Consider the following 18,597-nt stretch of genomic DNA (forward strand, 5'->3'; position numbering starts at 1 on the left):
TTCACCGCCGGAGCTTTCAACCCCCGCCCATGCAGGCAGGAGTGGTATCCGGTATTAGACCCCGTTTCCAGGGCTTGTCCCAGAGTGAAGGGCAGATTGCCCACGTGTTACTCACCCGTTCGCCACTAATCCACCCCGAAGGGCTTCATCGTTCGACTTGCATGTGTTAAGCACGCCGCCAGCGTTCGTCCTGAGCCAGGATCAAACTCTCCATGAATGTTTACCCGTAATCGGGTGCACACATCACTTAGAGCGGGCACGTCATGTCGGAATAAGACCGACGCGCCACAACGTCCTCGCTGTGTAATTGCCTGCCAGCACCCGAAGGCCCGACAGGTCTTTTTCAAAGGAACCTCATCCACCGAAGTGGACGGGGTATCAACTTCTGGCGTTGATTTTTGGCACGCTGTTGAGTTCTCAAGGAACGGACGCTTCCTTTGTACTCACCCGCAGCTACATTCGCTGGGGCTTTCCTCCGGGCTTTTCGTTCTGTGTTCTTACGTTTCCAACTCTACCAGATCATTTCCGCGTCGTTTCCGAACTTGGATTTGAATTCGGTGACCGTTGGGGGTCTTTGCCTTTCGGCGCTCCACCACATTAGCGCTTGTCCCTTGCCATTCATAATCGAGTGGCCGGCGAAGGAATTCGGGCATGCCGAATAGGACCCCGCCAGGGGTAAGTTGTAGGTAGTGGGTTGACCGCTCCGGAGGTCTGCTGATAGCAGTGCCCCGTTCAAGCGGCTCGGGCTACGTTAGGCGTGTGGCCGGGCCGAGTCAAGTTGAACGGCGGCGTGGCGCGTGGGCGCGGTACGGGCTCACCGTCGGGTCGTGGGTGATCCAGAAACGGTACGGATGAGTGGCGCCGGCTCCGCCGACTCCCGTGCGCGGACCGCTGCTCACCTGCTCGGGCGAGGTGGGGATGCCGACGAGGAGGGACAAGGGGGAATCGGGACCCGCACAGAGGTCGACGCCGTCGAGGGAGCGGTCCACCTCCAGGGCGGCGGCCAGACGGGCCGGGCCTTTGGCCAGTTCTCTCGGGTTTCTGGCTGAAAGTCGACGTTTGGCGGCGAGGTCGGCGCCCGCTGTGATCTCCCCGGCGCGGATCAGGACCCCGCTCGCGTGGTCCGGTGGACCGCACACCAGGTTGAGGCTGAACCACATGCCGTAGGTAACTCACTAGGCATGTATGTCGTTGGTCCGGCAGCATCGGCAAAGCGACGACAAGCAGGAGACAGGCAGTGCGAGCGATCATCTACGCCAGGCTCAGCCCCACCCCGAGGGGCGAGGAATCCAAGGGTGGGAACCTGACACAACAGGTCGAGTTGAGTCAGGCGCTGTGCGACCGGAAGGGCTGGTCAGTCGTAGCCACGATCGTTGAGAAGGACACGTCGGCTTCGACAAAGCGGGGAGCCAAGCGGAGCGCCGAGTGGGAGCGCGTCAAGGCTCTGGTGGAAAACGGCAAGGCGGACGCCATCGTGTCCCGCCACTACGACCGCATGTATCGCACCCCCTGGGACCTGGAGGACCTGGTGGACCTGGCTGAGGCGACCGGCGTCACGCTGGCCGCCGCGCAGGCGCAGGGAGTGCTCGACCTGTCCACGCCGTCCGGCCGTCTCGCTGCTCGCATCGGGGCTGTGGTGGCTCGCAACGAGACCGAGATGCGAGTCGAGCGTCAGGTACTCGGACACCAGCGGCGCAGGGAGTCGGGGAGGCCCTTCTGGAGTACTCGCCCCTTCGGCTACGAGCGGGACGGCAGGCACCGGGAAGCAGAGGCGGAAGCCCTGCGTCAGGCGTACCGGGATGTCCTGGCCGGCGTCACCCTCTGGTCCATCGCGAAGGACTGGAACACACGTGGACTGCTCTCGCCGCACGGCAAGGAGTGGCGCAGCTCGAACCTTCGGAGCGTCCTCTTGAAGCCGAGGAACGCGGGAATCCAGACGTACTCGCAGTGGGTCGAGAAGCCGGACGGGAAGCGCGTGCGGCGGACCGAGGAGACCGGCGCGGGCAACTGGGAGGCGATCGTCTCGGAGGGCATATTCCGGGCCCTGGTCCGCCACCTGAGCGACCCCGAGCGCAACACGGGCGGTGGCGGCAAGCGCAAGGCCCTGTTGTCCGGTGTGGTCCGCTGCTCGAAGTGTCAGGCCGTCGTCACTCAAGGGTGGAGCAAGAAGAACGCGGCAGGCGAGCGGTACCGCATCTACACCTGTTCGGGTGGCCGGTGCATCACCTGCCCGGCGGACCCGCTTGACTCCTTCGTGGTCAGGAAGGTCATCGACAGGGCCGAGGAGTGGAACGCGGCATCGGCCACGGATGCCGCAGACGAGGAGCGAGAGGCCGGGCTGCTGGCCGAGGAAACGGCCGCATCCGAGAGGCGCACCGCCCTGGCGGAGATGTTCGCCGTAGGGGACATCGACGCGTCGACCCTGCGGACGGGCATCGGCAGGTGTGACGCCGACCTGACCAAGATCCGGGCCGAGCTGGCAGACCTGGCATCGCAGCGGGTGCGCGTCGACCTTGGCGACATCGAGTACCTGTGGGAGGAACTGGACTACGAAGATCCCGACCGCATCGAATACGTGCGGACCGTCGTCATGCAGGTCTGCGAGCGAGTCGAGCTGATGCCGCGCGGTCGGGGGGTCCGATCCTTCAAGGGCGAGCACTGCCGGATCACGTTCCGGAACCCCTGAGATCCGACGGCGGAGGGCCGATCCGGCTGTGGCCGCCGAGTGACGACGGACCCTGTCTGACGAGAGTCGGGCGGGGCCCGTCGTCATACCCGGCGGGAAGGAGCCTGACATCTCTCGGAGCCTCTGTGCGCACCTCTCGCTCCCCAGTTCATGCGACAACGTGCATGAGTCACGTCTGTGCATGGACGGTCGCGATCGGCCCCCGTACGGTCGCCTCAGGCGGCCCGACCGGGCCGACGAGTCAAGGGGGTTCCGCATGGCACGCGAAGAACTGACTCGGCTCACTGGCAACGGCAACGACACGTGTGGAGAGGACGACTGCCCGAACGTCTACCGCACCGCTTCCGGCTCCATCGTGGTTCAGGGTGACGTGTCCGACGCCTTCACTCCCCCGCAGGGGGAAGGGCTCGTGGAGATCCCCGAGAGCGTTCTTCGGGAGGCCGTTCGTGCTCTTGGATGGTGACGACTGGCGGGCGATGCTCCGGGGTTTCCAGACGGAAGCATGGCGACTGGAAACCCTGCCCCAGTACCTCGTACCGCAGGAGGCAGAAGAGCTTGAAGCCCTCCGGGCAGGCAACCACGTCGACCCGCACGCCTACTCGTCCGCCTACACGGAAGACCTGAAACGGCTACGCGGCGAGGGTAAGAGCAAGGGGCGGGTACACGTCCTGACTCGACCGCTCTCCGAGTACCTGCGCTTCGAGTTCTCCCGGTACTACGCCCCGCACGTGCTCGCCGGGGAGGACATCCGCATCCTTGACGTGACCGAGCGAGAGAACCCGTTGCCGGATGTCGAGGACTTCTGGATGTTCGACCGCTCGGCAGTCGTCCTGATGCACTACGAGGTCGACGGCACGCAGATCAGCCGAGAGCTGTACGAGGGTGACCCTGCGCCGTTCGTCGAGTGGCAGCGCATCGCCGTTGCCGAGTCGGTTCCCTTCCTGGAGTACGCGGAGCGCGTGGCGGAGTGACGTTCGAAACTGAGCAGCTTGGCGAGTCCGGCACCGAACTCGCCTCTCTGCTCCGGGACTTGCGCAAGCGAGCCGGCCTCTCAGGGGACCGGCTCGCGGCGCGCTGCAACATGTCCCAGTCGAAGGTGTCTCGCATCGAGAACGGCCGGACACGGCCGTCCCTGGTCGACGTCGAGCAGATCTTGCGAGCGCTGAATGCTCCGCCGGAACTGGTCGCCGAGGTCTCCGCCCTCGCCAGGATGGCGAACACCGAGTGGCGGAACCTCCGAGAACTTCGACGCAAGGGGCTCAGTACCAGACAGGCCGAGCTGAAGTCGCTCGAAGCGTCCTCTACGCACATGCGCTACTTCCTGCTCTCGATGGTTACCGGACTGTTTGTAAGGGCTTCTTTGGGCTCCAGCGCGGGAGGGTGAAGTGGCCCCACTGACGTAAGAAGTTGATCTGGCTCCACTCGCCGGTGCTTGGTGGCGCCGTGCCCTCTTTGGAGTGAATGCGGTGCTCCATCCGCTGTCCGCCGTCAGGGTGTGTCCGTCGATCACGGTCTGTCGGAGGCCGTGTTGTGGTCACGGTCGTGTCGGGAGGCCGGGGTGGGTTTGTCGCGCGTTGAACTGTTCGCTGCGATCCGTCGGGACAGGCGTCTCGATGCGGGTCTGTCGCAACGTGCTCTGGCGGAGAAGTACGGGGTGCACCGAAGGACCGTGCGGCAGGCGCTGGAGTCGGCCGTCCCGCCTCCGCGCAAGGAACCCGTGGTCCGCAGATCGGTCTTGGACCCGGCCAAGGGCTGGATCGACGAGATGCTGCGGGAGGATCTGACCGCGCCGCGGAAGCAGAAGCACACGGCCCGGCGGATCCACCAGCGTCTCGCGCAGGAACACGGCTTCGACGAGGTGTCGTATTCGACAGTCAGTGACTACGTCGCGGTCCGCCGGCCGGAGATCGAGACCGAGGCCCGGGAAGGGCACCGGCATCTGGCGGGGATGGTCCCGCAGGTCCATCTCCCCGGCGAGGAAGCCGAGGTGGACTTCGCGGACGTGTGGGTGCGGCTCGCGGGCACCGTGACCAAGTGCCACCTGTTCACGCTGCGGCTGTCGTACTCGGGCAAGGCCGTCCACCGCGTGTTCGCCTCGCAGGCCCAGGAGTCGTTCATGCAGGGCCACGTCGAGGCGTTCAACACGCTGGGCGGCGTCCCGGTCCGGCACATCCGTTACGACAACCTGAAACCGGCCGTGAACCGCATCTGCACGGGCCGCAGCCGGGTGGAGTCCGAGCGATGGGTCACCTTCCGGGCGCACTACGGCTTCGATGCCTTCTATTGCATCCCGGGCCAGGACGGCGCCCACGAGAAGGGCGGCGTGGAACAGGAGGGAGGGCGGTTCCGCCGCACCCACTTGGTCCCCGTTCCGGAAGTCGCCTCGCTCGAGGAGCTGAACGAGAAGATCGCCGCGATCGACGCGGCGGAGGACGACCGGATGCTCCAGGGCAGGCTGACGACGATCGGCTTCAACTTCGTGAGCGAGGCCGACTCGCTGGCCCCGCTCCCCTGGGGGAGTTCGAGTGCGGCATCACGCTGACTCCGAAAGTGGACCGTTCCAGCCGGATCAGCGTCCGCCAGTGCCACTACTCGGTGCCGGCCCGCTTCATCGGCCAGAACGTGCGGGTCCTGCTGCGGGGCAACGAACTGCTGGTCTTCGAACGCCGCAAGATCGTCGCCCGTCACCCGCGTCTGACCCGGCGGGGCGAGTTCCGCGACGAGCTCGACCACTACCTGGAGATCCTGATGGTCAAGCCCGGCGCGATGGCCGGGTCGACCGCGCTGGCAGCCGCCCGGGAGAACGGCACGTTCACCGAGGTCCACGAAGCGTTCTGGGCGGCGGCCCGCACCAGCCACGGGGACGCCGCCGGGACCCGTGCTCTGATCGAGGTCCTGCTGCTGCACCGGCGGATGCCCGCCCCCGCCATCCAGCTGGGCCTGGCGGCCGCGATCAGAGCGGGCTCCATCAACGCCGAGGTGGTGGCCGTCGAGGCCCGCAGGGCCGTCGCCGATGCCTCCCCGCACGAGGACTCGACCGACGACAGCGATGATCCGCCGCCCTGGGCCGAGCCCAGCGGAGTCGTCTCCCTGACCGCCCGCCGGGCACAGCTTCCCGAGGACAAGCGTCCCCTGCCCTCGGTGGCCCCCTACGACCAGCTCTTGTCCCGCCGCCATCCGAAAGGCACCGCATGAGTACTCCCACCGTTTCCACGAACGGGCTCGTTCCCCCGGCCCGCAGAGACGCCGCAGCCGAAGGGGCGGTCGAAACGGTCATCGACGAGGCCTGCCGGGCTCTGCACCTGCCCACCATCCGCAGCCGAGTCGAGGAGATCACCGCCGCCGCGGCCCGCGAGCGGGCCAGTTACAAAGACTTCCTGGCGGACCTGTTGGAAGCTGAATGCGCGGAGCGGGAAGAACGCCGCAAGCAGCGGCTGGTCAGGGACGCGAACTTCCCCCGGCCCAAGCGGCTCGAGGACTTCGACTTCGCGGAGAACCCGAACGTCACCCCCGAGTTGCTGGGCACCCTCGCCGATCCCGCCTGGGTCAAGGCCGGCCAGCCGCTCTGCCTGATCGGCGACAGCGGCACCGGCAAGTCCCACCTGCTGATCGGGATCGGCACCGCCATCGCGGAAGCCGGTCTGCGCGTCCGCTACACGACCACGGTGAACCTGGTCAACGAGCTGGCCGAGGCAGCGGACGAGAAGAAACTCGCCCGCACGATCGCCCGCTACGGACGCGTCGATCTCCTCTGCCTGGACGAGTTCGGCTACCTCGACCTGGACAAGGCCGGAGCGAAGCTGTTGTTCCAGATCTTCACCGAGCGTGAGGAACGGGGCGCGATCGCCGTCGCCTCCAACGCCCCGTTCTCGGAGTGGAAGCAGACCTTCACCGACCCCCGGCTCTGCACCGCGATCGTCGACCGCGTCACCTTCAACGCCCACATCGTCGAGACCGGCACGGACTCCTACCGGTTCGCCCAGACTCAGAAGAAGCGACGTCGCTGACCTGACCGTCACAACACTGCGGCCGGCACCCCTTCGGGGTCGCCGGCCGCAGCCATGTGGGCCCGGCCGCGAGGTCCCAGTGCCGGCCGGTCCATTGCCCGATCTCATCCAGACGCCGCGAGCACTGGGATGCCCACGACCTGAGCCGAGTCGGGTCGGCAGACTCCCGCACCTGTCGGGGGCGCGATTTCGAAGCCTGTCCGAGACCCCAAAACTACCGCCCACCACCCCACCCCCGGCTAGCGAAACCACCCGATCGAAGTGGGGCCAAAACAACTTGCCGCAGGGGCGTGAAGCACCCTCCCGCACGCCCCCTACGACCCACCGCTGGGGCCAAAAGAACTCCGAACACTGGTCCCCAAAGAAGTCCTTACAAACACCGGACTGCTCGCGACGCCGGAGTACGTACGGGCGAGCCTCGCCCACTCGACGGCCGACACGAGCAAGGCCGTAGCGGGGAAGCTGGGACGGCAAGCCGTCCTCTACGACGCCTCGAAGCGGTTCACATTCGTTCTGACCGAGCAGGCGGTTCGCTGGCCGGTCGTCTCCCCACTGGCACTGGCCGAGCAGATGGACCGGCTCGCGTCCCTGTCCTACCTCCCGAACGTTCAGATCGGGGTGATCCCCGTAGGGGCACCGACGCCCCGAACCCCTCTGAGTACGTTCACCATCTACGACGCCGCGTTGGTCACCATCGAGACAACAGCGGGAAGTCTCGTACTCCGCGACGGCCGAGATGTTCAGGCGTACGTGAAGGAGTTCGCCGGGTACGAGGACCGCGCCCTCTTCGGCGAAGACCTTCGGGCACGGCTCGCCGAGTGGTCCGCCGCTTGCCGTGCATGACTTCAGTCAACTACGCGACTGAAGCGCCATCCCGTGCGCACCCCTCCAGACGCCGTTGTACGTCCACGTACGACAACGGCCCCCGGCGTATGGCCGAGAGCCTGCCTGAACTGCTGTGCGTCTGCGGGAGGACCCCGTTCAGGGAGCCCTCCGGTGCGGTGCGCACGTCTGCAGTCACTCGCCCAGCCAGGAACGGGTCACGCGCCGCGCTCGCGGACGATCACGCATCGCCGGGCACAACTCCGCACCGACTCGCCGACGGGCCGTCAGCGAGGCGCGCAGCGGCTCAGGCTCCGGCGGGCGGTTTGGCTCGCGGGCTCAGTCGGTACGCCGAAACCGTCGGATCACCGGCTAGGTAGAACCGGTGTTGCCAGTCGTGGGCCTTGCTCACGCCTACCCGAGGACCAGCCTGGATGAGCGCGGCAGGTACCGACTCCCCCTCGGACAGCACGACCGAGGTACCTGTCAGGAGGTCTGCGCCGTTGTGCTCTCCCGTAATGCCGAGAGCCTGACAGAAGTTCCCCGGGCCTCGGGCAAGGCGTGGGCTCTCGACCCTCTCCCCTCGTCGCTTGCGTGCCAGGTCTTCCCCCTCGATGACCCTGCCTGCCCGGATGAGGACGGCCGAGGCAATGCCGTCCGTCCCGGTGACGACGTTGGCGCACCAGTGGAGGCCGTGGGACCGGTACACGTACAGGTGTCCTGCGGGTCCGAACATGACCGCGTTACGGGGTGTCTGGCCTCGGTAGGCATGGGAAGCCGGGTCGGCCGCGCCGGAGTACGCCTCGGTCTCCGTGATGGCGATGCTCACGGTGCCCTCTGGGGTCTTGCAGGTGAGTACACTCCCGAGCAGCTTGGGAGCGACTTCTTCGGCAGGGTGGGCGAGGAGATCGACGTTCATGCTGACTGCCTTGACATGCCGTAGATGAAGTAGACGTACGCGTGTCCGGGCGGGCCGAACATCGATGCGTTGCGGGCCGTGCGGCCGCGGTAGGCGTGTGAGCCGGGATCGGACTCCCCCTCGTACGCCTCCGCCTCCGTGATGCGCAGTTCGATGGGGCCGTCCGGGGTGCGGCGCACCAGGGTGCGGCCGAGGAGGTCCGGGGCCACGGTGAGGACCGGCCGGTCGAAGAAGGACCGGGGCAGGGGCGTACGGTCGGGGCGCGCGCTCATCCGGTCGAGCGTAGTGGACCGCGCACACCTGCAACCGGGGCCTAAGGTTCCGCGTTGGTAAGGGGTAGGCGCGGCGTAGTGCCAGTCCTTAGATCCGTATCAGGGAGTTAGAGCATGGGGTTCAGGAAGCTGTTCGCGAGCCTGGGTGCCGGTGGTGCTTCGGTGGACACGATCATCACCGAGCCGAACGTCGTGCCGGGCGGAATCGTCCAGGGCGAGGTCCGGATCCAGGGCGGATCCGTGGAGCAGCAGATCGAGGGGCTGTCCGTCGGGCTGCAGGCGCGGGTCGAGGTCGAGGGTGGTGACCAGGAGTACAAGCAGGACGTGGTCTTCACGAAGCAGCGTCTCGGCGGTGCCTTCAAGGTGGAGGCCGGCGCGCTGCACGTGGTGCCGTTCGGGCTGGAGATCCCGTGGGAGACGCCGATCACCCACTTCGGGGGTCAGCACCTGCACGGGATGAACATCGGGGTGAGCACCGAGCTGGAGATCGCGCGCGCGGTGGACGCGGGTGACCTCGACGCGATCAACGTGCACCCGGTGCCGGCGCAGCAGGCGATCCTCGACGCCTTCCGTCAGCTCGGCTTCTCCTTCCGCAGCGCGGACATGGAGCGCGGGCACATCCGCGGGACGCGGCAGTCGCTGCCCTTCTACCAGGAGATCGAGTTCCTGCCGCCGTCGCAGTACCGCGGGCTGAACCAGGTCGAGCTGACCTTCATCTCGGACGGCCGGGAGATGGACGTCGTCCTGGAGATGGACAAGAAGCCGGGTCTGTTCAGCGAGGGCAGCGACACCTACCGCTGCTTCCAGGTGGGTCTGCAGTCGTACCAGAACACGGACTGGGCGGCCTATCTGAACCAGTGGATCGCCAGCGTCGGTTCGCAGCGCAACTGGTTCTAGGCTCGGGACCGCGTCCGTACGCGGACGCGGATCCGATGTCTCCCCCTCCCGGAGGTTCAGCAGTGTCAGAGCAGAGCAGGGCGCCCCTTCCGCACGACTTCCACCCCGAGGTGCCGTCCTTCACGGTGACCAGCGAGGACGTCTCCCACGGAGCCGATCTGCACGCGGCCCAGGTCCTGACGGGGAAGAACATCTCGCCGCAGCTGCGGTGGGAGGGCTTCCCCGAGGGAACGAAGAGCTTCGCCGTGACCTGCTTCGACCCGGACGCGCCCACGGGCAGCGGGTTCTGGCACTGGGTGCTCTTCGACCTGCCGGTGTCGGTGACGGAGCTGTCGGCCGGGGCGGGCAGCGGGGACTTCCCCGGGCTGCCGGAGGGGGCCGTGCACGCACGGAACGACTACGGCACGAGGGACTTCGGCGGGGCGGCTCCGCCGCGCGGTGAGCGGCACCGCTACGTGTTCACCGTGTACGCGGTGGACCGGGAGCAGCTCGGCCCGGACGAGGACTCGTCCCCGGCGTCCGTCGGTTTCCATCTGCGGTTCCACGCCCTCGGGCGGGCTCAGCTGATCGCCGAGTACGAGTCGCCCACCCGCTGATCGTTCTCCGAGCGTTTGCCCGGTCCTGGTCTAAAGAAGGCCAGGACCGGGCATTTTTATTGCGTTGTCCCGCGTGGCGCGCGCGGCCAGAGTGGTTGCGGGCCCTGCCGCCGGTGTGGTCGCGGGCCTGCACACGGGAGGTGGGCGAGATGCGGGACACGCTGGTGCTGAATGCGAGCTTCGAGCCGCTGTCGACGGTGACCCTGAACCGGGCCGTCGTCCTGGTACTGCAGGACAAGGCCGTCGTCGAACAGTCGCATCCCGAACTGCGCGTGCGCGCCGCCACCATGGATCTTCCGATGCCCCGGGTGATCAGGCTCTGCAGGTACGTACGGGTGCCCTTCCGAAGACATGCTCCCTGGTCACGGAGGGGGGTGCTGGTCCGGGACCAGCACCGTTGCGCGTACTGCGGGAAACGCGCGACGACCGTGGACCACGTGCTGCCCCGGGCCCAGGGTGGCGGGGACACGTGGCTGAACACCGTGGCCTCCTGCGCCGAGGACAACCACCGCAAGGCGGCCCGGACTCCGGAGGAAGCGGGGATGCCGCTCCTCCGGAAGCCCTTCGTGCCGTCTCCGGCGGACGCGATGCTGCTGGCCCTGGGGGTGGGCGCGCGGGAGGCGCTGCCGGAGTGGCTGGAGCGCTCCGCCTAGTCGGATACCCGCTCGACGGATAGTCGCGCGCGCTGAGCGGCGTAGGTTTCCTACGCCGCTCAGCGGACCAACAGCTGGACGATGGCGATGATGCCGACCGTCACGATGACCGCGCGCAGGACGGTCGGCGAGAGCCTGCGGCCGACCTTGGCGCCGATCTGGCCGCCGATGGTGGAGCCGACGGCGATGAGGAGGACGGCCGTCCAGTCGAAGTCGGCGACGAAGAGGAAGACGACGGCCGCGACGCCGTTCACCAAGGCGGCGATGACGTTCTTGACGGCGTTGATCCGTTGCAGGTCGTCCCGGAGCAGCAGGCCCATCAGGCCGAGGTAGAGCACGCCCTGGGCGGCTCCGAAGTAGCCTCCGTACGCGCTGGAGACCAGCATGCCGCCGAGCAGGACCGGGCCGCCGTCGGGGTGGCTCGTGTCGCCTCCGGCGGCTTCCTGCCGACGGCGCAGGGCCGCGGCGAGCCTCGGCTGGAGGACGACGAGCACGAGCGCGAGTCCGATGAGGACGGGCACGATCGTGTCGAAGGAGTCCGACGGCAGGGTGAGGAGCAGGACCGCGCCCGCGAGTCCGCCGACGAGGGATACGGAGCCCAGCCGCAGGATGCGGGCCCGCTGGCCCTGGAGCTCCTTGCGGTAGCCGATGGCTCCGCTGATCGAACCGGGCACCAGGCCCAAGGTGTTGGACACGTTCGCGGTCACCGGCGGGAGGCCGGTTGCCAGCAGCACCGGGAAGGTGATCAGGGTGCCGGAGCCGACGATGGTGTTGATCGTGCCCGCGCCGATGCCGGCGGCGAGGACCGCGAGTGATTCCCAGATGGACATGAACTGTGCCATCCCCTTTGCATGAGTGAGTCGCCTCCCCGCCATGAAGGTCGAGGGGCCTCACCGATCATGCAGGAGGGGATGGCCGTTCAGTCGATCGGGGGCTGTTCGCGGCGCTCGGCGGCGTCCTTGTCCCGTGCGGAGGGGATACCGCCGCCGTCCTTGCCCGCGCTCTGCGGGTTGAAGCCGGAACCTCCGCCCATGGGGCCGAAGTTGCCCATGGCGCCGGAGAGGCCCTTGAGGGCGTCGCCGATCTCGCTCGGCACGATCCAGAGCTTGTTGGCATCGCCCTCGGCGATCTTCGGGAGCATCTGGAGGTACTGGTAGGCGAGGAGCTTCTGGTCGGCGTCGCCGGCGTGGATGGACTCGAACACCGTGCGGATGGCCTGGGCCTCACCCTCGGCGCGCAGCGCGGCGGCCTTGGCGTCACCCTCGGCGCGGAGGATGGAGGACTGCTTCTCGCCTTCGGCGCGCAGGATCTCGGACTGCCGGACACCCTCGGCCTGGAGGATCGCGGCGCGCTTGTCGCGGTCGGCGCGCATCTGCTTCTCCATCGAGTCCTGGATGGAGGTCGGCGGCTCGATGGCCTTGAGCTCGACGCGGTTGACGCGGATGCCCCACTTGCCGGTGGCCTCGTCGAGGACCCCGCGCAGGGCGGCGTTGATCTCCTCGCGGGAGGTGAGGGTCCGCTCCAGGTCCATGCCGCCGATGATGTTGCGGAGGGTGGTGACGGTGAGCTGCTCGATGGCCTGGATGTAACTGGCCACCTCGTACGTCGCGGCCCGGGCGTCGGTCACCTGGTAGTAGATGACCGTGTCGATGTTGACGACCAGGTTGTCCTGGGTGATGACCGGCTGCGGCGGGAAGGGGACGACCTGTTCGCGGAGGTCGATGCGGTTGCGGATCGAGTCGATGAACGGGACGACGATGTTGAGGCCCGCGTTGAGCGTGCGGGTGTAGCGGCCGAACCGCTCGACGATGGCGGCGCTGGCCTGCGGGATCACCTGGATCGTCTTGACCAGTGCGATGAAGACCAGAACCACCAGAATGATCAGGACGATGATGATCGGTTGCATGCGGTTCCCCGTGCCCTTCCGGCTGTCTGTGCTGCCCCGTTGAGCGGAGTCTCGCAGACCCGCGGGCTGCGAGCAGGCTGCTTGTCACATCACGACGGCGGTCGCCCCGTCGATCTCCACGACGTCCACGGACTGGCCCGGTTCGAAACTGGTGTCCGTGTCGAGGGTGCGCGCCGACCAGATCTCGCCGGCGAGCTTGATGCGTCCCCCGCTGCCGTCGACCCGTTCGAGGACGACGGCCGTTCTGCCCCTCAACGCGTCGATTCCGCTGCGGTGTTGGGGGCGCTGGTCGCGGTGCCGGTTGGCGATGGGCCGGACGACGGCGATGAGTGCGACCGACACGATGACGAAGACCAGGACTTGTGCCACCACTCCCCCACCGAGGGCCGCGGTGACGGAGGCCGCCACCGCGCCGACGGCGAACATGCCGAACTCCGGCATCGCCGTCAGGACGAGGGGGATGCCCAGTCCGACCGCGCCGATGAGCCACCACACCCATGCGTCGATGTCCACGTGGTCATGGTAGGTCCGGCGGGCGCGGTCCGGACAGGGTGCGGGGGCCCGTTACTGACCCAGGGGAAGGCCCTGGGCGGTCCAGCGGTCGCTCCCGTTGCGCTCGACGACCAGGGGGAGGCCGAAGCAGAGCGAGAGGTTGCGGGAGGTCAGTTCGAGGTCGATCGGGCCCGCGGTGACGACCTTGCCCTGACGGATCATCAGGACGTGGGTGAAGCCGGGGGCGATCTCCTCGACGTGGTGCGTGACCATGACCATGGAGGGGGCGAGCGGGTCGCGGGCGAGCCGGCCGAGGCGGCGTACGAGGTCCTCACGGCCGCCGAGGTCCAGGCCGGCGGCGGGCTCGTCGAGGAGCAGCAGCTCGGGGTCGGTCATCAGGGCGCGGGCGATCAGCGTGCGCTTGCGCTCGCCCTCGGAGAGCGTGCCGAACTTGCGGTCGAGGTACTCGGTCATGCCGAGGCGGTCGAGGAAGGCGCGGGCGCGCTGCTCGTCGATCTCCTCGTACTCCTCCTGCCAGGTCGCCGTCATGCCGTAGGCGGCGGTGAGGACGGTCTGCAGGACGGTCTGCCGCTTGGGCAGCTTGTCGGCCATCGCGATGCCGGCGACGCCGATGCGGGGGCGCAGCTCGAACACGTCGGTGCCGGGCTTGCCGAGGGTGCCGCCGAGGATGGTGGCGGTGCCCTTGGTGGGGAAGAGGTAGCTGGAGGCGAGGTTCAGCAGCGTGGTCTTGCCGGCGCCGTTGGGGCCGAGGATCACCCAGCGCTCGCCCTCCTTCACCGACCAGGAGACCTGGTCCACCAGAGCCCGGCCCTCGCGGACCACGGATACGTCCACCAGCTCCAGAACATCGCTCATGAGCGTGTTGTCACCCCTTGCAGTCACGGTTCTCTGTGCGCCGGTAGACGCAGCCCCAGGGGAAAACCTACGCCACTCGGAGAGGGGTCCGGGGCCGGGGCCCGGTGCGCAGTCCGATCCGTAAAGTAGGGGGATGCTTTTCGAACCACGTGCAGGGCGGCTGGCCGCCTGGGGGAACGCACTGCTGGCCGGTCTGGTCTCGCCCGACGAGGCCGTGTTGTCGATCGTGGGCGGGGACGCCGTGCACCGGGTGGAGGGGCTGCCGGGCGAGTCGGGCCCGGTGGGGCTCACCCTGGCGCTCGGCCGGATGCGGGCGCTGGGGGCGACGGGGCTGCGGGTGGCGCTGCCGGCGCCGGGGCATCCGCTGGGGCTGAGCGGGCCGCCGGAGTTCAATGCGCGGGCACTGGAGGCCGAGGAGGCCGTGGTGTGTGCGGGGGCCGCGCTGGGGCTCGTACCCGAGGTCGACGAGGTGGGGCCCGAGGGCGATGTGCACGTGTCGGTGACCTGGCACTGCCTGCCGGTACGGGAGGCGCCGCCGGCCGACGTGCCGTCGCTGAGCGAGGCGGAGCGGGAGCTGGCGGAGGCCCTGCGCGAGGCCACGGTGGCGCTGACCCGGCTGGACGTGGCCGGGTCCGGACCGGTGGCGGAAGCGGCGCTGTCGGCGTACCGGGCGCGGGCGGAGGCGGGGCGGGACGCGCTGGCGCCGGGGTATCCGGCGCGGGCGGTGCGGGTGCTGGCGCTGGCGCAGCGGGTGGACCTGATGGTGTCGCTGGCGTACGAGAACGGGCACGGGGGTGCGGTGGCAGCCTCGGAGATGGCGGCGCGGGCGGAGGCCTTGCGGCCGGTGGAGCGGGTGGCCCGGCGGGCGCTCGTCGCGGCGTACAACTCGGCGGTGGAGGAGCGGTAGGCGCTGCGCCGGCCGCGCGGGTGCCGGGGCGCCGCGCTCGCCGTGCGGTGCCGGGGCGCTCGCCGCGCGGTGCCGGGGCAGGTCGGCCGCGCGGTGCCGGGGCGGTGCGGGTCGGCCGCGCGGTGCCGGGGCGGTGCGGGTCGGCCGCGCCGGGGCTCCCGGGGCTCCGCCCCGGACCCCGCGTCTCAAACGCCGGCGGGGCTGGATGTGCAGACGTGCTGCGGCCCCGCTTCCCGGGGAGAGGGGGGAAGCGGGGCCGTGGTGGGTGCGCTGCTACGCGGGCCCCAGCCGTCCGGCGGACGGAGTCGGGCTCAGCGGCCCGAAGCCTGCGAAGCAGTGCGAGGGGTACGTCAGGCGTTGACGCCGGTGTTGCCGAAGGCGCCGTTGAGCAGGCCGATCACGTTGACCGTGTTGCCGACCACGTTCACGGGGACGTGGACCGGGACCTGGAGCAGGTTCCCGGAGGCCACGCCGGGCGAGTTCAGGGCCTCGCCCTCCGCCGACGCACCGCCGTGCGCCGAGGAGACACCGGCGCCGGCGGCGACGAGGCCGCCCGCGATCATGGTGACGGCTGCGGCCTTCTTGAAGTTCTTCACGTTCTCGTCCTCCAGTACGTCTGCCGCGACCAGCCGCCGCGGCACGCCATGGAGAACGGCGGTCCCCGCGGTGGGGATACGCCATGTGGGCGACATACACCCGACCGTATGAATCTCAGTCCGGAAGGAGGAGGTCCGATTTACGTCGCTTATTCGGCGAGTCCGTGCCTGACCGCCCACAATGCGGCCTGAGTCCGATCGGAAAGGTCCAACTTCATCAGGATGTTCGAGACGTGGGTCTTGACCGTCTTCTCGGACAGCACCAGCGCGCGGGCGATCTCGCGGTTGGAGCGGCCGTCCGCGATCAGGCCGAGCACCTCGCGCTCGCGGTCGGTCAGCGAGCCGGGCCGGCCCGCCGAGGGGCTCTGGTCCTCCTGGGAGAGCAGGGCCACCGCCACCTCCGGCTGGAGCAGCACGTGGCCCGCGTGGACGGAGCGGATGGCTCCGGCCAGGGCGTCGGGGTCGATGTCCTTGTAGACGTACCCCGCGGCGCCGGCCCGCAGGGCGGGGACCACGGTCCGCTGCTCCGTGAAGCTGGTGACGATCAGCACCCGCGCCGGGTTCGCCAGCTCGCGCAGCCTGCGCAGCGCCTCGATGCCGTCGGTGCCCGGCATCTTGATGTCCATGAGGATCACGTCGGGCCGCAGTTCCTCGGCGCGGGCGATGCCCTCCTCCCCGTCGGAGGCCTCGCCGACGACCTCGATGTCCTCCTGGACCTCCAGGAAGGTGCGCAGGCCGCGCCGGACCACCTGGTGGTCGTCGACCAGCAGTACGCGAACGCGGCCGCCGCTGCGGCCGGGGCTCTCAGCCACCGGGTACCTCCATCTCGATCGTCGTGCCCTGACCGGGCTCCGAGTGCACGGTGAGCCGGCCTCCGACGCCGTCCGCGCGGTCCCGCATGGAGACCAGGCCCAGGTGACGGCCCGCCCGGCGGACGAACCGGGGGTCGAAGCCCTTGCCGGAGTCGACGACCTTGAGGACCGCGCCGCCGGCGGGCGTCCGGGTGAGGGCGACCTCGACGCGGTCGCCGCCCGAGTGGCGCAGGGCGTTGTGGAGGGCCTCCTGTGCGACGCGGAGGACTGCTTCCTCCTGGGTCGCGGGGAGGGCCCGTACGCCGTCACACGTGAAGGTGACGTGCGCGGTGTGGGCGCGGTCGAGTACGTGGACGTGCGTGCGCAGGGTGGCGACCAGTCCGTCCTCGTCCAGTGCGGCGGGGCGGAGCTCGGTCACGGCGGCACGCAGTTCGTCGGCGGCCTCCGCCGCAAGGGCGGCCACCTGCTGGAGCTCGTCCTTGGCGCGGGCCGGGTCGCGGTCGACGAAGGCCACGGCGGCCTGGGCGGTGAGGCGGAGCGAGAAGAGCTTCTGGCTGACGGCGTCGTGCAGCTCGTGGGCGAGCCGTGAGCGCTCCTCGGCGATGGTGAGCTCGCGGCTGCGCTCGTAGAGGCGGGCGTTGGTGAGGGCGATGGCCGCGTGCTGGGCGAGGAGGGAGAGGAGCTCCTGGTCCTCGTCGGTGAAGCCGCGCGGGCCGCCCGGGGCGCTGCGCTTGTTCGCGAGGAAGATCGCGGCGAGGGTCTCCTCGCCGTCCCGGACGGGCATGCCGAGGAAGTCGGACATGTCGGGGTGGGCGGCGGGCCAGCCCTCGAAGCGCGGGTCCTCGCGTACGTCGGCCAGCCGTTGGGGGCCGTCCTCGTGGAGCATCGCGGCGAGGATGCCGTGCTGGCGGGGCAGCGGGCCGATGCGGCGCCACTGCTCCGTGCTGATGCCGTCCACGACGAACTGGGCGAAGCCGCCGTGGTCGTCCGGGACGCCCAGGGCCGCGTACTCGGCGTCCAGGAGCTCGCGGGCCGACGCGACGATCGTGCGCAGGACGTCACGGACCTCCAGGCGGCGGCTCATGGCGAGCAGTGCGGTGCTCACCGCGGCCAGGCCGCTGCGGGGTCCGCCCGGTAGGGGGCTTGCGGTCATGGCCTCACCGTACCCGCGGCCGTGACCTGCGGGATCGGGCCGGGGCATCCCCCGATGGACGTAGGTCCAAGGGACCCGTCCGGGTGGGGCCCGCGGCCGACGCGGCGCCGGGCGGGCCCTTCCTAGGTTGGGGGCATCTGCTGATCGGGATGGAAGAGGGCGAGGGAGCTGTCATGTCGGTGGCGATCGTGACGGGGGCGTCCAGGGGGCTCGGCCGGGCACTGGCCGGGGAGCTGGCGGCGCGGGGCTGGGACCTGGTGCTGAGTGCGCGGGGGGCGGCGGCGCTGCAGGAGGCGGCGGCCGCGCTGGAGCGGCCCGGAGGCGTGCGGGTCGTGCCTGTGGCCGGGGACGTGTCCTCGGTGGCGCACCGGGCGGCGCTGGTGGCGGCGGCGCGGGAGCTGGGCGGGCTGGACCTGCTGGTGAACAACGCGGGGGTGCTGGGGGCGGAACCGCTGGTGCCGCTGGCAGTGCATTCGCTGGACGGGCTGCGCGAGGCGTTCGAGGTCAATGTGGTGGGGGCGCTGGGGCTGGTCCAGGAGGGGCTGCCGCTGCTGCGGGCCGCGGAGGCCGGGGCGGTGCTGAACATCAGCTCGGACGCGGCGGTGGTGGCGTACGCGACGTGGGGTGCGTACGGGGCGACCAAGGCAGCGGGGGATCTGCTGTCGGGCGTGCTGGCGGTGGAGGAACCGGGGCTGCGGGTGTGGTGGGCGGACCCGGGCTCGATGCGGACGCGGATGATGGCGGCGGCCGAGCCCGGGGAGGACCTGGCGGGGCTGCCGACGCCGGAGGAGGTGGCTCCGGCGCTGCTGCGGCTGGTGGCGGAGGGCCTGCCGAGCGGGCGCTACACGGCGGACGGCCTGTCGGCGGGACCAACGGCGGGGACGGGCCCGGAGGCCGACGGGGGGACGGAGCGGGAGGCGGGCGCGGGGACGAGCGCGGCCGCCGACCCGGAAACCGGCCCGGCGGCGGGCGCGGGGGCGGGCCCGGCGGCCGGCACGCAAAC

General features: G+C 69.5%; 18 protein-coding genes, 1 rRNA gene and 4 pseudogenes (1 of these 23 cut by a window edge). 12 read left to right on the forward strand and 11 right to left on the reverse strand.

Features of this window, described 5'->3' with window-relative positions; genetic code table 11:
* Together OG332_RS10235 and OG332_RS10240 are read right to left on the reverse strand one after the other, a co-directional pair.
* Positions 1-217 (reverse strand): 16S ribosomal RNA (locus OG332_RS10235); it reaches 1,308 nt to the left of the window's first position.
* A gap of 556 nt (positions 218-773) precedes the next feature.
* Positions 774-1,169 (reverse strand): annotated as a pseudogene (locus OG332_RS10240) (DNA-3-methyladenine glycosylase); the annotation flags it as partial.
* 68 nt (positions 1,170-1,237) lie between these two features.
* Here OG332_RS10240 and OG332_RS10245 point away from each other — a divergent pair.
* The 7 genes and pseudogenes from OG332_RS10245 (at position 1,238) to OG332_RS10275 (ending at position 7,536) form a co-directional block, all read left to right on the forward strand.
* A complete protein-coding gene (locus OG332_RS10245) occupies positions 1,238-2,686 on the forward strand; it encodes a recombinase family protein (RefSeq protein WP_327413149.1) in 1,449 nt (482 codons plus the stop codon).
* Between the two features lie 256 nt (positions 2,687-2,942).
* Positions 2,943-3,149 carry a hypothetical protein gene (locus tag OG332_RS10250; protein ID WP_327413150.1) on the forward strand — a complete coding sequence of 69 codons (207 nt, stop codon included), beginning with the start codon at positions 2,943-2,945 and terminating at the stop codon, positions 3,147-3,149.
* Positions 3,133-3,657 (forward strand): DUF6879 family protein, encoded by a 525-nt coding sequence (locus OG332_RS10255; RefSeq protein ID WP_327413151.1) that lies wholly within the window; start codon positions 3,133-3,135, stop codon positions 3,655-3,657. Before OG332_RS10250 ends, OG332_RS10255 begins: the two co-directional genes overlap by 17 nt.
* Positions 3,654-4,070 (forward strand): helix-turn-helix domain-containing protein, encoded by a 417-nt coding sequence (locus OG332_RS10260; protein ID WP_327413152.1) that lies wholly within the window; start codon positions 3,654-3,656, stop codon positions 4,068-4,070. Before OG332_RS10255 ends, OG332_RS10260 begins: the two co-directional genes overlap by 4 nt.
* A gap of 180 nt (positions 4,071-4,250) precedes the next feature.
* A pseudogene (gene istA, locus OG332_RS10265) lies at positions 4,251-5,881 on the forward strand (IS21 family transposase).
* Positions 5,878-6,693 (forward strand): IS21-like element helper ATPase IstB, encoded by an 816-nt coding sequence (gene istB / locus OG332_RS10270; protein WP_327411501.1) that lies wholly within the window; start codon positions 5,878-5,880, stop codon positions 6,691-6,693. The pseudogene istA and the gene istB overlap by 4 nt, the downstream one beginning before the upstream one ends.
* A gap of 384 nt (positions 6,694-7,077) precedes the next feature.
* A complete protein-coding gene (locus OG332_RS10275) occupies positions 7,078-7,536 on the forward strand; it encodes a DUF5753 domain-containing protein (RefSeq protein WP_327419171.1) in 459 nt (152 codons plus the stop codon).
* Between the two features lie 286 nt (positions 7,537-7,822).
* Here OG332_RS10275 and OG332_RS10280 read toward each other — a convergent pair whose 3' ends face one another.
* Together OG332_RS10280 and OG332_RS10285 are read right to left on the reverse strand one after the other, a co-directional pair.
* Entirely contained in the window at positions 7,823-8,434 is a 612-nt protein-coding gene (locus OG332_RS10280) for a DNA-3-methyladenine glycosylase (protein ID WP_327413153.1), read from the reverse strand.
* Positions 8,435-8,448: 14 nt separating this feature from the next.
* Positions 8,449-8,706, reverse strand: a pseudogene (locus OG332_RS10285) (DNA-3-methyladenine glycosylase); the annotation flags it as partial.
* Between the two features lie 114 nt (positions 8,707-8,820).
* Here OG332_RS10285 and OG332_RS10290 point away from each other — a divergent pair.
* From OG332_RS10290 to OG332_RS10300, 3 genes are all read left to right on the forward strand, one after another.
* Positions 8,821-9,603: a sporulation protein gene (locus tag OG332_RS10290; protein ID WP_327413154.1), complete on the forward strand. Its 783-nt coding sequence runs from the start codon at positions 8,821-8,823 to the stop codon at positions 9,601-9,603.
* A gap of 62 nt (positions 9,604-9,665) precedes the next feature.
* Positions 9,666-10,199: a YbhB/YbcL family Raf kinase inhibitor-like protein gene (locus OG332_RS10295; RefSeq protein WP_327413155.1), complete on the forward strand. Its 534-nt coding sequence runs from the start codon at positions 9,666-9,668 to the stop codon at positions 10,197-10,199.
* 149 nt (positions 10,200-10,348) lie between these two features.
* The gene (locus OG332_RS10300) at positions 10,349-10,852 is read left to right on the forward strand and encodes an HNH endonuclease (protein WP_030717062.1); all 504 of its coding nucleotides are present in this window, start codon (positions 10,349-10,351) and stop codon (positions 10,850-10,852) included.
* Between the two features lie 59 nt (positions 10,853-10,911).
* Here the strand turns inward: OG332_RS10300 and OG332_RS10305 are convergent, their stop codons facing one another.
* From OG332_RS10305 to OG332_RS10320, 4 genes are all read right to left on the reverse strand, one after another.
* Positions 10,912-11,682: a sulfite exporter TauE/SafE family protein gene (locus OG332_RS10305; protein WP_327413156.1), complete on the reverse strand. Its 771-nt coding sequence runs from the start codon at positions 11,680-11,682 to the stop codon at positions 10,912-10,914.
* Positions 11,683-11,771: 89 nt separating this feature from the next.
* Positions 11,772-12,758 carry an SPFH domain-containing protein gene (locus OG332_RS10310; RefSeq protein WP_327413157.1) on the reverse strand — a complete coding sequence of 329 codons (987 nt, stop codon included), beginning with the start codon at positions 12,756-12,758 and terminating at the stop codon, positions 11,772-11,774.
* An 84-nt stretch (positions 12,759-12,842) separates the two neighbouring features.
* Positions 12,843-13,271, reverse strand: a complete 429-nt coding sequence (locus OG332_RS10315) for an NfeD family protein (RefSeq protein ID WP_327413158.1) — start codon at positions 13,269-13,271, stop codon at positions 12,843-12,845.
* 51 nt (positions 13,272-13,322) lie between these two features.
* Positions 13,323-14,126 carry an ABC transporter ATP-binding protein gene (locus OG332_RS10320; protein WP_030717054.1) on the reverse strand — a complete coding sequence of 268 codons (804 nt, stop codon included), beginning with the start codon at positions 14,124-14,126 and terminating at the stop codon, positions 13,323-13,325.
* Positions 14,127-14,259: 133 nt separating this feature from the next.
* Here OG332_RS10320 and OG332_RS10325 point away from each other — a divergent pair, with 133 nt between their 5' ends.
* Entirely contained in the window at positions 14,260-15,033 is a 774-nt protein-coding gene (locus tag OG332_RS10325; RefSeq protein ID WP_327413159.1) for a hypothetical protein, read from the forward strand.
* A 350-nt stretch (positions 15,034-15,383) separates the two neighbouring features.
* On the opposite strand, the gene OG332_RS10330 is transcribed toward OG332_RS10325, so the two are convergent.
* The 3 genes from OG332_RS10330 to OG332_RS10340 all read right to left on the reverse strand — a co-directional run bounded on the left by OG332_RS10330 (position 15,384) and on the right by OG332_RS10340 (position 17,594).
* Entirely contained in the window at positions 15,384-15,629 is a 246-nt protein-coding gene (locus tag OG332_RS10330; RefSeq protein WP_319732101.1) for a chaplin, read from the reverse strand.
* Between the two features lie 149 nt (positions 15,630-15,778).
* Positions 15,779-16,441: a response regulator transcription factor gene (locus tag OG332_RS10335; RefSeq protein ID WP_327413160.1), complete on the reverse strand. Its 663-nt coding sequence runs from the start codon at positions 16,439-16,441 to the stop codon at positions 15,779-15,781.
* The gene (locus OG332_RS10340; protein WP_327413161.1) at positions 16,434-17,594 is read right to left on the reverse strand and encodes a GAF domain-containing sensor histidine kinase; all 1,161 of its coding nucleotides are present in this window, start codon (positions 17,592-17,594) and stop codon (positions 16,434-16,436) included. The genes OG332_RS10335 and OG332_RS10340 overlap by 8 nt, the downstream gene beginning before the upstream one ends.
* Before the next feature lie 173 nt (positions 17,595-17,767).
* Between OG332_RS10340 and OG332_RS10345 the strand changes: the two are divergent.
* Positions 17,768-18,475: pseudogene (locus tag OG332_RS10345) on the forward strand (SDR family NAD(P)-dependent oxidoreductase); the annotation flags it as partial.
* Positions 18,476-18,597: the final 122 nt, after the last annotated feature.

It is taken from the genome of Streptomyces sp. NBC_01233, assembly GCF_035989305.1.
GTDB lineage: Bacteria > Actinomycetota > Actinomycetes > Streptomycetales > Streptomycetaceae > Streptomyces.

What these genes read in the sequence shown, in the direction of transcription:
- OG332_RS10340 (WP_327413161.1), bottom strand. Translation starts at nt 17,594, where the DNA reads ATGACCGCAAGCCCCCTACCGGGCGGACCCCGCAGCGGCCTGGCCGCG.
- OG332_RS10250 (WP_327413150.1), top strand. Translation starts at nt 2,943, where the DNA reads ATGGCACGCGAAGAACTGACTCGGCTCACTGGCAACGGCAACGACACG.
- OG332_RS10320 (WP_030717054.1), bottom strand. Translation starts at nt 14,126, where the DNA reads ATGAGCGATGTTCTGGAGCTGGTGGACGTATCCGTGGTCCGCGAGGGC.
- OG332_RS10300 (WP_030717062.1), top strand. Translation starts at nt 10,349, where the DNA reads ATGCGGGACACGCTGGTGCTGAATGCGAGCTTCGAGCCGCTGTCGACG.
- OG332_RS10325 (WP_327413159.1), top strand. Translation starts at nt 14,260, where the DNA reads ATGCTTTTCGAACCACGTGCAGGGCGGCTGGCCGCCTGGGGGAACGCA.
- OG332_RS10290 (WP_327413154.1), top strand. Translation starts at nt 8,821, where the DNA reads ATGGGGTTCAGGAAGCTGTTCGCGAGCCTGGGTGCCGGTGGTGCTTCG.
- OG332_RS10280 (WP_327413153.1), bottom strand. Translation starts at nt 8,434, where the DNA reads ATGAACGTCGATCTCCTCGCCCACCCTGCCGAAGAAGTCGCTCCCAAG.
- istB (WP_327411501.1), top strand. Translation starts at nt 5,878, where the DNA reads ATGAGTACTCCCACCGTTTCCACGAACGGGCTCGTTCCCCCGGCCCGC.
- OG332_RS10310 (WP_327413157.1), bottom strand. Translation starts at nt 12,758, where the DNA reads ATGCAACCGATCATCATCGTCCTGATCATTCTGGTGGTTCTGGTCTTC.
- OG332_RS10305 (WP_327413156.1), bottom strand. Translation starts at nt 11,682, where the DNA reads ATGTCCATCTGGGAATCACTCGCGGTCCTCGCCGCCGGCATCGGCGCG.